Below are 12,397 nucleotides of genomic sequence, written 5' to 3'. Positions count from 1 at the left end.
CTTTCCTCCACATCCAGCCAGTCAGGAGTGGTTATCCACTTGCAGGAATCGACTTCTTTCGGGTTGCTCCCCGCCACGGAAGAGTCGATTCTGTCGGCAGACCCGCTGGCACTTCTTGAAAGGAACCCACCGTGAAAACTACCCTTCCTGACATTCTCCGTGATCTGCCCCGGGATCGACCGGCGCCTGTTGAAGACCCGAAGGTTTCTTCCGGAGAACCGGCGACAACCCAGCAGTACGAGCTCTCCGAGTACGAGCTTGAGCATAACGACCTCGAGCGATTCGATCTCGAGGACGAACTCGGGCAGTTCGAACTGGGATTCGACGATCTTGAGGAGTTCGGGGACAGGCAACTTGCTGACGATGGCTTCTGGGCAAGGACAAGGCTGATGGGTTCGGAAGTGGGCATGGCCACCGCCGAGTACGCCATAGCTACCCTCGCTGCTGTTGGGCTCGCGGGCCTCCTTGTAGTCATCCTTCGGAGCGAGGAGGTCCGCGGCTTCCTGCTCAACCTGATCCGTACGGCATTGTCCTTGCCATGACGGAGGTGCTGCCTGCCCGCGGGAGAGTGTTCCGGGGAGAGACGGAACGGGGCGCTGTCACTGCGGAGTTTGCCGTCGCCTTGCCGGCCGTTGTGTTGCTCCTGGCATTCCTGCTGGCAGGCGGCGCAGCGGGTATCACCCAACTCCGGCTGGAGGAAGCGGTGAGGGCGGGAGCGCGCGCCTCCGCCCGGGGCGAGACGACCGGGTCGGTGGAAGGGATCGTCAAGCGACTTGCAGGGGACGGCGTCAGCGCGACACTGACCGACGACGGCGAGTGGCTGACCGTGACAGCTTCGTCGCCAGTAGGCGGAGCATTAGGACCGCTTGTCCCGTGGACGTTGAAAGCCTCTGCGTCAGCACGGGCAGAAGCGGGCACCCCGTGACGAGGGTGTTGGTGAATATCCAGCCTGAGCGCGGGGCCGGAACCGTGCTCGCCCTGGGACTTGGGGCGGTGGTCATGGCGATGCTTCTTGGACTGCTTTTCCTCGCGCAGGCAGGGGTAATGGCATCCCGGGCCGCATCGGCAGCCGATCTGGCGGCTCTCGCAGCAGCAGATGCTGCCAGGGGTCTTGCTTCCGGGGAACCTTGTGCCGTCGCCGCAGACGTGGCCGAAAAGCACCATACGCAGCTCACGTCCTGCACGGTAGCCGGCGGGAACGTGGTGGAGGTCGCCACTGAGGTGGCAAACCCCTTCCGGTGGGGCGTTGCCACTGGCCGCGCACGGGCCGGACCTCCTCCGTAGGCGGCACAAACCGGCCGGTTCCTGCAGGACGGGCTTGTTGTCGGCGCTGTTGGCTCGCGCCCTGGTGGTTGGCTGGCGCCCTTGCCTAGCTGGCGTCCTTCAACAACACGTCCAGGAGTGTGATGGCGGCTGCCTTGTCCAACGGGTTGTTCTTGTTTCCGCATTTAGGAGACTGAACACAGGACGGACAGCCGGCATCACACTCGCAGGCCTTGATTGCCTCCCGGGTTGCCGTCAACCAAATCTTGGCCTTTTCAAAGCCCCGCTCAGCGAATCCGGCACCGCCGGGGTGGCCGTCGTACACGAAGATCGTTGGCACGCCGGTGTCGGCATGCAGGGCGGTGGAGACGCCGCCGATGTCCCATCGGTCACTGGATGCCACCAGGGGGAGGAGCCCAATGGCGGCATGTTCAGCCGCATGCAGGGCACCGGGGAACTCCGCTTCCACTAAACCGGCCCCGTGCAGCGAACGGTTGTCCACCACGAACCAGACAGCTTTGGTAAACAGGTCGCGGGCTCCCAGATCGAGCGGTTCTTCACCGAGGATCTCGTTCGAAATCAAGGCCTTGCGCTGAAAGGAGACCACTTGTGTGGTTACTTTGACGTCGCCAAAGTGCACGGTGATGTCACCCCACTGGACCGATCGCGAGGTTTCAAGGACTTCGATCTGGGTTACATCCCGAGCCGTAGTGTAGAAGTCCGGATTTACCCGGCGGACCATCACGCAGTGATCGGTCTCGTTGAGGTCCTCCACCAGGTAGCTGTCACCTTGGTGGACATAGATGGCACCCGTGTGGGCCTGATAGTGGGTCTGTGGCGAGTCCATGGTTCCCAGGAGGGACCCGGTCTCGGCGTCGACGATACTGACAGGGCCGCCTCCGTCGGCCCGGAGATTTACCATCCCGGCAGCGCTCTCGGGGTGGGTCCAGAACCAACCCCCGGGACGCTTGCGAAGGTAGCCCTGCACCACCAAGCGATCAAGGAGACCCTCGGCAGTGGGACCAAAGAGATCCAGCTCCGCCGGGCCGATAGGCAACTCGGCCGCCGCAGCGCACAAGTGTGGGCCAAGGACGTAGGGATTGCCGGGATCGAAGACTGTCGCCTCCACGGAGACATCAAAGATCGCTTCCGGGTGGTTCACCAAATAGGTATCCAGGGGATCATCGCTGGCCACAAAAGCCGCAATAGCGTCCTGCCCCGCGCGGCCTGCACGGCCGATCTGCTGAAAGAGCGAGGCCCTGGTGCCCGGCCATCCGGCCACCAGTACGGCATCAAGTCCCGAGATGTCGATGCCGAGTTCCAAGGCGGACGTGCTGGAGACACCCAGCAACTGGCCGGACCTCAAAGCCTGCTCCAAAGCCCGCCGCTCCTCGGGCAAGTACCCGGACCGGTAGGCCGCCACCCGCCCGGAGAGACTGGGATCCACCTCATCCAGCAGTCTCTTGGTAATGGACGCAATGGACTCAGCGCCGCGACGCGACTTGATGAACGCGATGGTCCTGACGCGTGACGAGACGAGGTTGGCCAGGATATCCGCGGTCTCAGCTACGGCTGTCCTCCGCTGTTTAGCACCGTTCTCGCCTTTGACGTCGGTCAGGGCCGGCTCCCAGAAGGCCACAGTGGTGGAACCGTGCGGAGAGCAGTCTTCGGAAACTTCACGGACGGGGGCGCCTATGAGCCGTCCAAAGGACACCCCGGGATCGGAAGCGGTGGCGGAAGCAGCTATGAAGACAGGCTCAGGGAAGGAAGTCCCCGCACCGTAATAAGCGCAGATCCGGCGCAGGCGACGCATCAAATTGGCCACGTGCGAGCCGAACACGCCTCGGTAACTATGTGCTTCATCCACGATGACGTAGCGCAAGCGTCTGAAGAACCGGGCCCACCATGTGTGGTTGGGAAGGATGCCGAAGTGCAGCATGTCAGGGTTGGCAAGGATGAAATTGGCGTGGTCACGGATCCAGCGCCGGGACGAGACATCGGTGTCGCCGTCGTAAGTTTCTGCCCGAACCGTTGGCAGCTTCAGCGAGCGGATCGCTGAGAGCTGGTCTGCTGCCAGGGCCTTGGTGGGGGACAGGTAGAGCGTGACCGCGCCGTCGTCGTGGATCTTTCCGGGATCCGACAGGACTCGCAGCTCCGAACGGTGTATCGCGTCCAACGCGGGCAGCTGATAGGCGAGCGACTTTCCGGAGGCAGTTCCGGTGGCGATGACGACGTGCTGCCCGGAATGGGCGAGATCTGCCGCCTGGATCTGGTGCCGGTACGGTTCGTGGATGCCCAGGGTGCCGTAGGCTGCCACCACATCCGGGTGGACCCAGCCGGGCCAGGGCTCGTTGACAGCTTTCCGGGCAGGGATGGTATGGACATGGCGCAGCTGCTCAGGGTCCGGCGTCCGGCCCAGCAAGGAGATCAGTGAATTTGGTGCAGCCACCGAATCATTCTGTCACTGTGGGGGCGTGCCAACGGCGGCACCTTTGCGGCGCCGCCGTCGGGCTTGGCTGTAAGCGGGGAGTTTCTACGCTCCTGACAGGTCCGAGCCTTCGCTACCACTGGACATCATCAGGACGTGGCACACCACGTCCCACCCCAGATGGGAGTAGAGCTTCTGGCCGTCCAAGGATGCCAACAAAAGGCCGTTCTCAACGTCATGCGAGAACGCTTGGGCGGCGAGGGCCTTCATGATGAAGGTGCCCAGACCACGGCGCTGAAAGTCAGGTTCTGTGACGATCTTGTCGAAAACGGCTGTGCCGTTGACCACGTAGACCCGGCCGCTGGCAGCCACCTGTTCGCCGGAGTGGACCACCGCATGGTGGACGCCGTTCGATTCGGAAGTAACGAGCTCCAAATCGTCGTCAGGGAGCCACGGATCCTCGGAATCCTGGGTTTCCATGTCCACGATCATCATGGTCTGGGATGCGGACGTCACGGTGAGTCCGCGCTGTTCAGCGAGGTACTTGTAACGTTGGACGTCGTTGGTGAGTACCGTCAGGATCCGGTTTGGGGATTCTGCGGTCTTATCCGCAAGGGCGGCGAACTCTTCGTCTGACGGATCATGGGCAAAATACTCCCAATCACCGGTTTTGTCGGCGCGAAGTGCGGCAGGGAAGCGGCCCTCTTGGCGGAACTCATAGCCGCGGCAGCCGGACCAGCCGGCTACCCAGACTTCCAAGAGGTGCGCAATGTCTTCAACCAAGGCGTCTGGACTCATGTAGAGAGAGTATGCCAGCGCACCATGAAGCAACAGAGCCACGTCAGCCCGGTGATGGTTGCTTATGGAATTGTGACTTCCGGCCGCGGGCACCACACGAAACGAACGGATTTTACTGCACCAAGTACCCTTTAATAGTGGCTTTGAACCGAATTGTGCTCTTCTATGGCTTTACCCCGATCGCCGACCCTGACGCCGTGCGTTTGTGGCAGCGTGCCCTGTGCGAAAAACTGGGCCTCACCGGCAGGATCCTCATATCCAAGGACGGCATCAACGCCACGGTGGGCGGCGAGCTCAACAACATGAAGCAGTACGTGAAAACCACTCGTGAGTACAAGGGTTTTCACGACATCGACTTCAAATGGTCGGAGGGTAGCGCCGCAGACTTTCCGCGCCTCAGCGTCAAGGTACGCGATGAGATCGTGTCGTTCGGCGCGCCGGGTGAACTGAAGGTGGACGCCAACGGCGTGGTGGGCGGCGGGAAGCACCTCCAACCCGAGGAACTTCACGCGCTGGTGGATGCCAGGAAGTCCAGGGGCGAAGACGTAGTGTTCTTCGATGGCCGGAACGCGTTTGAAGCGCAGATCGGCAAGTTTAAGGACGCAATCGTTCCGGACGTGGACACCACCCACGACTTCATCAAGGAACTCGACTCGGGCAAGTACGACGACCTTAAGGACAAGCCGGTTGTCACCTATTGCACTGGGGGCATCCGCTGCGAAGTACTCTCCAGCCTGATGGTCAACAGGGGCTTCAAGGAGGTCTACCAGTTGGATGGCGGGATCGTCCGCTACGGCGAGACGTTCAAGGACAAAGGCCTCTGGGAGGGCTCGCTGTACGTCTTCGACAAGCGCATGCACGTCGAGTTCAGCGAGGAAGCCAAGACCATCGGCGAGTGCGTCCGCTGCTCAGCTCCCACCAACAAGTTCGAGAACTGCTCCAACCTCAGTTGCCGTACTTTGACCCTGTACTGCGAGGAATGTGCCTCCAGCCCGGAAACGCTCCGCTGCCCCGGGGGCTGCGAAGCGGCCTGACCGCTGAATCAGAGCCGGCTCACCCGATAGGTGAAGTTGGCATCGGATCTGGTCCCCACCGTGATGGACAGTATGGCGTCCTTTTCCAGTTGGACCACGCTCACGCGTGCATTGGCGCATCCCAGCGTCAGGTTCACCAGTTCCACTTCGCTCACCTTGACGGAGAAAGTCACCCTGCGAGTGCCACGGCAGGCCAGCGTCACCGCGTACGTCCCTCCAGGCAGTTGAACTGTTTGCTCAGACTTGGACTCGCCGGCATTGAGGTAGCCACTGCTTGAGTAGAACGACTGCCCTTGGGACTCAGGCAGGGCCAACTTTGCCCACTCTTCGAGCGCCTCACCGGTGACGGTTTCCTCCAAGGCCGGATCGGGCGGAAGAACTACATTGCCGGCTGGGGAGGTAGGGCTTGCATCCGGCCGTCCGCCCTCGTCATAGTTGTATTCGCAGGCCGTCAGGCTGCCGCCCAGCACAACAAGGATGACGACGGCGGCCCTCGCCAGCCGCTGTGGCATCACCGAGCGAGCTGCCTTGCTGCCCATGCACTGACTTTACGCCCGTAAAGCCACTGGCCAAAGGCCTATCGGAGCAGGTGCGCCGGCCCTAGGCGGCCGCAGGAACCACGTGGTAGGCGAAGATCAGCGGAGCATCAACACTGCTCGTCGAGATGCTGAGGGGGCCAGTGCCAGGCACCTTGATCTTCACCACATCAAGGCTGCCATTGCATGCCGCGGCCGCGTCCGCGATCTTGGTGCCGCTAGAGGAAACAGCGAAGTACGCCTTGCCGCCCCCATCGCATGCCATGGTGAGCGTGTAGCTCCCGCCCGGAACGTTGGGGGACTCCTTGACCAACGGGTCCCGGTTGAGGATCTTGCCGGAGTCCTCCAACACCACACCGCTCGCCGCAGGCAGGATCTTTTCCCTCCAAGCAGTAACGTCGGCATCTTCGATGTTGGCCGGCGCCTGGCAGCCGCAGACCCCCAGCAAGGCCGCAGCGGTGATGGCAACAAGGCCAGCATGGCGCCTTGTGGAAGAGAAGGTGAGCATGAATCCAACGCTACCGGGTTCCAGCGGCGGCCTTTGTCCACATAGCGCAGGTTCACGATCCAAAGGCAGGGTGCGTCGCCCCTACACTTGCAAGGTGACTGACACAGCTTCCACCTTTACTGCCGGCAATATTGACGATGCTCCCCGCAGTGACCGCCCCGAACTGCTTTCGGCGCTCGCCGCAGACCTTCGTGCCCTCAACTACACAGTGGACGGCGTGGCTGAACTCCTGGGAACAACCGCCTCAGAAGCGCTCGGCAGGGACCAGCTCATTCCCGCGCTCCTTGCCAGTGAGAGACTCATGGACTCCAAGGACCCGGCCCTCAGATCACAGGCTGTAATTGTTCGTCTCTGGCTGCTGGCCGTTCCGCAGTCCGTCGAGGACATCGATTCCGCCCTCCCCGGTATCCGTGCGAAAGGCCTTGAGGAACTGGGTCTGATCACCGTAGATTCAGGAATGGCTCATGCCAAGGCGGACCTGCGCCCCTACGGCTGGGACGCCAACACGGATGGCAGTGGCGGTGCAGAACTCTGGGTTGCCAGCGACCTTGCTGCCCACCAGCAGCCCGGAGTCCTGAGGCACGACCACGTCCTGGGAATCGGGCGTGCCTCCACAACGCTGGTCCAGACCACATTCAGGAAACACAGCAAACGAGCGCTGGACGTGGGCACCGGCTGCGGTATCCAGACCTTCCACCTGCTCCATCACTGCGAGCACGTCACGGCCACGGACATCTCGGAGAGGGCACTCGCGTTCACCCGCTTCAACCTTCTGCTGAACGCCGCAGAACTGGAGCTGGACCCGGACAACCTGGAGCGTCGGGTGAGCCTGCGGCTCGGATCGCTCCTGGATCCGGTAGAGGGGGAGCAGTTCGGCTTGGTGGTATCGAACCCACCGTTCGTCATCACTCCGCGAACGGGCGGCGAATCGTCGTCGGACCAGTTCACGTACCGCGATGGCGGGCTTCCCGGCGACGATATCGTTGCGTCCTTGGTACAGTCCTTGGCCGAGGTCCTCGAGCCCGGCGGAACAGCGCAAATGCTCGGCAATTGGGAGGTTACTTCCGGTACGGACTGGAAGGACCGGCCCAAGGCATGGCTCCAGGACTCCGGTCTGGACGTCTGGTTCATCCAACGGGAGCAGGTGGGTCCCGAGCAGTACGCGGAGACCTGGCTCCAGGACGCATCGCAGAACCGCGAGGGCCAGCAATACCAGGAAGCGTACGCCGCCTATCTGGACGACTTTGCTTCCAGGAACGTCCAAGGTATTGGCTTCGGCATGATTTGGCTGCGCCGCCCGGACACACCCCTCGAGGTCACCATCAGCCGCTTCGAGGAAATCACATATCCAATAGAGCAGCCGATCGGGCCGCATCTGGGTGCTGCCGTGGAACGGGCTGATTGGGTGGCCTCACATTCGGTCCCGGAGGCGCACTTGGTGGTTGCCGAGGACGTCACCGAGGAACGGCACCAGCGACCCGGAGCCGTTCATCCCGGAGTCATCCTCCTGAGGCAAGGGGCGGGACTTCGCCGGACCAATCTGCTCAGCACTGAACTGGCCGGGTTCGTTTCCGCCTGCGACGGCCAATTGTCGGTCCGGCAGATCGTCTCGGCTTTGGTATCGCTCCTGGGCGGGGGAGAGGACTTCGACGAAGAGACCTTCCGCGAAGGGCTTTTCCGCGAGGTCACCAACCTGGTTTTGGACGGGTTCCTCCTTCCGGACCCGGCGCAGGTCGACGCATGATCCGGGGTGCGGCGCCGCGCTCATCAAACACCGGGCCTCCAGGAAGTGACCCTGACTACACTGATGAAGTGAGTGCGAACAACGAATCATCCCAAGCGTCAGGCGATATTCCGCGGCGGAAGCGTGCCGAAAAGACGGTTGAGATCACTGATCCCAAGGCTATCCGTGCATTGGCGCACGCCGCCCGGATTGAGGTTATCTCTGAGCTCTACGCCACACAGGTCAGTCACACAGCCACGGAACTCGCTGCCAGGACAGGGCTGACGCCCAGTGCAATGAGCTACCACCTCCGGGCCCTCCAGAAATGGGGGATCGTGGCACCTGCGGAAAACGCCGGTGATGCCCGCGAACGTCGCTGGAAGGCGGCCGGAACGGACTTCACCATCTCGGGAGGCAGTGTTGCCAGCCCTGAGATTGCCGTGGTTGACCTGGAGCTTGATGCCTTCCGACGCCGGGCTTCAGCCTTCGCCAGGGCTCGCGGGGAACGCCGGCAACGGGGGGAAACAGGGGAAGAGCCGGCAGCAGTAGTCCTTTCCAGCAACCTGCTGTACTTGACCAACCCACAGCGCAGGGAACTTTTGGACAGAATCCGCGCTGTTCTGCGGGAGTACGAACTCGAGGATCCCAACCGGATACCGGAAGGTGCTGAACGTGTGGCAACCTTGTGGTCAATGATCCCGGATGACCGGGTAGCACCCGGTCAGTAAGAGCCCCGACGGGTCTTTGACTGTCCGCCCTGGTTCCGCACCAAAACGCAGGATTCTGCAAACTATGGTGAACTAGGCCAATATGGGCACCAGCCCAATTACACATTTTTTCTGTAGGAGCACCGTGCCCAGCAAGGCAAAAACCGGCAAGAAACTCGTGATCGTGGAGTCTCCCGCCAAGAGCAAGACCATCGCCAAGTATCTTGGCGAGGGCTTCATCGTCGAGGCTTCAATCGGCCATATCCGGGACCTCCCGCAGCCGTCGGACCTCCCTGCCGAGCTGAAGAAGACCTCGTTGGGCAAGTTCGCTGTCGACATCGAAAACGACTTCAAGCCGTACTACGTTGTTTCTCCGGACAAGAAGAAGAAGGTCGCCGAGCTCAAGGCCCAGCTGAAAGACGCTGACGCCCTCTACCTCGCAACTGATGGGGACCGCGAAGGCGAAGCCATCGCGTGGCACCTCCTGGAGGTCCTGAAGCCCAAGGTCCCCGTCTACCGCATGACGTTCGGTGAAATCACCAAGGAAGCCATCCACCGCGCCATGGACAACCTCCGGGATGTCGATACCGCTTTGGTGGATGCCCAGGAAACACGTCGTATTCTTGACCGCCTCTATGGCTACGAGATTTCCCCCGTGTTGTGGCGCAAGGTTGCCCGCGGACTGTCTGCTGGCCGTGTCCAGTCCGTGGTGACCCGCATGGTGGTTGACCGGGAACGTGAACGCATGGCCTTCCGGGCCGCGTCCTACTGGGACCTCACGGGCCAGTTCGGTTCAGATTCGGGTTCTTTCAAGGCCAAGCTTGCCGCCGTGGATGGTTCCAAGGTAGCCAGTGGCCGGGACTTCAACGACAACGGGCAGCTCACCTCCTCAAACGTCGTGCACCTCAATGAGGAACTCGCCACGTCCTTGGCCTCCGGTCTGGAGAACGCTGATTTCCGGGTCCGCTCTGTAGACACCAAGCCGTATACCCGCCGCCCTGCAGCACCGTTCACCACCTCCACGCTGCAGCAGGAAGCCGGCCGTAAGCTCCGCTTCTCGTCGAAGAGCACCATGCAGGTTGCCCAGCGCCTGTATGAAAACGGCTACATCACCTATATGCGTACGGACTCATCAGCTTTGAGCGATGAAGCACTCACAGCTGCCCGCCGTCAGGCTTCGGAGCTTTATGGTCCCGAGTACGTGCCCCAGAGCCCCCGTGTCTACGCCAATAAGGCTGCCAACGCCCAGGAAGCTCACGAGGCCATCCGTCCCGCGGGAGACTCCTTCCGCACTCCCGCGCAGGTTGCCAAGCAGCTGAGCGGTGATGAGTTCCGCCTCTACGAGCTCATCTGGAAGCGCACGGTCGCCTCCCAGATGGCTGACGCCAAGGGTTCCACGGCCACCATCCGCCTCGGTGCAGTGGCTGCTGACGGTCGCGACGCCGAATTCTCCGCTTCCGGTACGGTCATTACCTTCCCCGGTTTCCTCGCAGCCTATGAAGAGGGCAAGGACGAGAGCCGCGGTGATGAAGAATCCGATGAAGCCCGTCGCCTGCCGAACGTTGCCAAGGATGATTCCCTCACGGCTTCGGACATCGTTGCTGTCGGGCACGAAACGTCACCGCCGCCGCGTTACACGGAAGCATCGCTGACCGCTGAGCTGGAAAAGCGGGGCATTGGCCGCCCGTCCACCTACGCGTCCACGATCTCCACCATCCAAGACCGTGGCTACGTTCGTAAGCAGGGTTCTGCCCTGGTTCCCAGCTGGATCGCATTCTCCGTGATCCGCTTGCTGGAACAGCACTTCACTGATTACGTGGACTACGAGTTCACGGCAGACATGGAAGGCGACCTCGACAAGATCGCCAACGGCCAAGCCGTGGGTGCTGCCTGGCTCAAGCACTTCTACTACGGTGAAGACGCAGACCCCGGCCTGCTGAGCATCGTGAACAACCTCGGCGAAATCGATGCCCGGGAGATCAATTCCGTGCCCATCGCCGACGGCATCACGCTGCGGGTGGGCAAATTCGGCCCGTACCTGGAAAGCTCCATCCCCACCTTGGATGCGAAAACCGGCGAAGTGGTTGAGTCCGCACGGGCCAACGTCCCCGAGGAACTCGCTCCGGACGAACTCACGGCAGACAAAGCCAAAGAGCTCATGGAGACCGCAGCGCCCGAGGAACGGGTCCTGGGAACCGACCCGCACACGGGCCACACCATCGTTGCCAAGAATGGCCGGTACGGCGCTTACGTCACCGAGATCATCCCTGAGATGACCGAGGAACAGTTGGCCAACCAGCCGGTGGAGTACTACAAGAACGGCAAGCCCAAGCCTCCCAAGAAGCCTGTGAAGGCCAAGCCGCGCACCGGTTCTCTGTTCAAGTCCATGACCGTGGATACGGTCACCTTGGATGAAGCCCTCGCGCTCATGAGCCTGCCCCGGGTCCTCGGTGAGGACGCGGATGGCAACCCCATCACGGTACAAAACGGCCGGTTCGGACCGTACCTGAAGAAGGGCACTGACTCCCGCTCCATCGGTTCGGAAGAGGAAATCTTCACGATCACCCTGGAACAGGCTCTGGAGATCTACTCGCAGCCCAAGCAACGTGGTGCCCGTGCCTCCGTACCGCCGCTGGCCGAGTTCGGTCCGGACCCCGTCTCCGAGAAGAACATCGTGGTGAAGGAAGGCCGCTTCGGCCCTTACATCACTGACGGCGTTACCAACATCACCGTCCCGCGCACAACCTCCCTTGAGGAGCTGACCCGGGAACGCGCCGTCGAGCTTTTGGCGGAAAAACGTGCCAAGGGACCGGTCAAGCGAACCACTACCCGCAAGGCACCGGCCAAGAAGGCCACAGCCAAAAAGTAGTCACCATGACGGCCGGGGCAGCATTCGCGAATTGCGTCCCGGCCGGCATCGTGGTCGAGTAGAACCATGACTGAACAGACGGTGTCACCGGACAACGAACCCTTGAACGACCTCGAGGCGAAGCTCGCCTCGGCCGAACAACCGGACGCGAACCCGGTGGACGTCATCCTCGCTTTCCTGAACAACGAGGTCTACCTCGTCAGCTCGGAAGCCGTGGACGGCCCCGACTCCTCCGTGGAGCCTTTGGTGCTCTCCAACGCCGACGGCCAGCCCGTCCTGGCCGTCTTTAGCCACCCGAGCCGCGTGGATGAGCGCTTCCTGGAAGCAGCCCCGCACGTCCTGGGCACCATGGGCTCGGCGATCCTGGGAAACATCGGAGACGAACTCGGCATGGTCATCAACCCGGGAAGCGAATTCGGCTTCGAAATCGACCCCGAGGGCATTGCGAACATCCGCCGCGACTTCAAGCGTGCCGACGAAGCCGGGGAGTCCGCCGAATAGCGGTCGACCAAGCTGCCGGTAACCATCCGG

Annotated in this window: 12 protein-coding genes; 8 read left to right on the top strand and 4 right to left on the bottom strand. The window is 62.0% G+C overall.

What is annotated here, in order from left to right:
* Window positions 1–131 precede the first annotated feature (131 nt).
* From KCX59_RS18125 to KCX59_RS18115, 3 genes are read left to right on the top strand one after another with little or no spacing between them, the layout of a single operon-like run.
* Complete coding sequence (locus KCX59_RS18125) at window positions 132–542, top strand: DUF4244 domain-containing protein (protein WP_178995215.1); 411 nt, start codon at window positions 132–134, stop codon at window positions 540–542.
* A complete protein-coding gene (locus KCX59_RS18120) occupies window positions 539–925 on the top strand; it encodes a TadE family type IV pilus minor pilin (protein ID WP_179017066.1) in 387 nt (128 codons plus the stop codon). The genes KCX59_RS18125 and KCX59_RS18120 overlap by 4 nt, the downstream gene beginning before the upstream one ends.
* 11 nt (window positions 926–936) lie before the next feature.
* Window positions 937–1,284 (top strand): Rv3654c family TadE-like protein, encoded by a 348-nt coding sequence (locus KCX59_RS18115; RefSeq protein ID WP_370629172.1) that lies wholly within the window; start codon window positions 937–939, stop codon window positions 1,282–1,284.
* Between the two features lie 85 nt (window positions 1,285–1,369).
* Here KCX59_RS18115 and KCX59_RS18110 read toward each other — a convergent pair whose 3' ends face one another.
* Together KCX59_RS18110 and KCX59_RS18105 are read right to left on the bottom strand one after the other, a co-directional pair.
* The gene (locus KCX59_RS18110) at window positions 1,370–3,712 is read right to left on the bottom strand and encodes a DEAD/DEAH box helicase (protein WP_179017065.1); all 2,343 of its coding nucleotides are present in this window, start codon (window positions 3,710–3,712) and stop codon (window positions 1,370–1,372) included.
* A gap of 84 nt (window positions 3,713–3,796) precedes the next feature.
* Window positions 3,797–4,489, bottom strand: coding sequence for a GNAT family N-acetyltransferase (locus KCX59_RS18105; RefSeq protein WP_179017064.1), 693 nt, complete (start codon window positions 4,487–4,489; stop codon window positions 3,797–3,799).
* A gap of 137 nt (window positions 4,490–4,626) precedes the next feature.
* Here KCX59_RS18105 and KCX59_RS18100 point away from each other — a divergent pair, with 137 nt between their 5' ends.
* Entirely contained in the window at window positions 4,627–5,523 is an 897-nt protein-coding gene (locus tag KCX59_RS18100; protein ID WP_091470428.1) for a rhodanese-related sulfurtransferase, read from the top strand.
* Between the two features lie 8 nt (window positions 5,524–5,531).
* Here the strand turns inward: KCX59_RS18100 and KCX59_RS18095 are convergent, their stop codons facing one another.
* Together KCX59_RS18095 and KCX59_RS18090 are read right to left on the bottom strand one after the other, a co-directional pair.
* Window positions 5,532–6,062, bottom strand: coding sequence for a hypothetical protein (locus KCX59_RS18095; protein WP_179017063.1), 531 nt, complete (start codon window positions 6,060–6,062; stop codon window positions 5,532–5,534).
* 61 nt (window positions 6,063–6,123) lie between these two features.
* The gene (locus tag KCX59_RS18090) at window positions 6,124–6,567 is read right to left on the bottom strand and encodes a hypothetical protein (RefSeq protein WP_256871360.1); all 444 of its coding nucleotides are present in this window, start codon (window positions 6,565–6,567) and stop codon (window positions 6,124–6,126) included.
* A 94-nt stretch (window positions 6,568–6,661) separates the two neighbouring features.
* Here KCX59_RS18090 and KCX59_RS18085 point away from each other — a divergent pair, with 94 nt between their 5' ends.
* The 4 genes from KCX59_RS18085 (at window position 6,662) to KCX59_RS18070 (ending at window position 12,367) form a co-directional block, all read left to right on the top strand.
* On the top strand, window positions 6,662–8,311 hold the full coding sequence (locus KCX59_RS18085) for a DUF7059 domain-containing protein (protein ID WP_370629171.1): 1,650 nt from the start codon (window positions 6,662–6,664) through the stop codon (window positions 8,309–8,311).
* Entirely contained in the window at window positions 8,308–9,018 is a 711-nt protein-coding gene (locus tag KCX59_RS18080) for an ArsR/SmtB family transcription factor (protein ID WP_178995202.1), read from the top strand. Before KCX59_RS18085 ends, KCX59_RS18080 begins: the two co-directional genes overlap by 4 nt.
* Before the next feature lie 124 nt (window positions 9,019–9,142).
* Window positions 9,143–11,866, top strand: coding sequence for a type I DNA topoisomerase (topA, locus tag KCX59_RS18075; RefSeq protein ID WP_091470435.1), 2,724 nt, complete (start codon window positions 9,143–9,145; stop codon window positions 11,864–11,866).
* 66 nt (window positions 11,867–11,932) lie between these two features.
* Window positions 11,933–12,367 (top strand): SseB family protein, encoded by a 435-nt coding sequence (locus KCX59_RS18070; protein ID WP_017199191.1) that lies wholly within the window; start codon window positions 11,933–11,935, stop codon window positions 12,365–12,367.
* Window positions 12,368–12,397 lie beyond the last annotated feature (30 nt).

Source organism: Paenarthrobacter nitroguajacolicus, assembly GCF_051027655.1.
GTDB classification, from domain to species: Bacteria; Actinomycetota; Actinomycetes; order Actinomycetales; family Micrococcaceae; genus Arthrobacter; species Arthrobacter nitroguajacolicus.
This window is presented reverse-complemented; position numbering and strand designations above follow the sequence as displayed.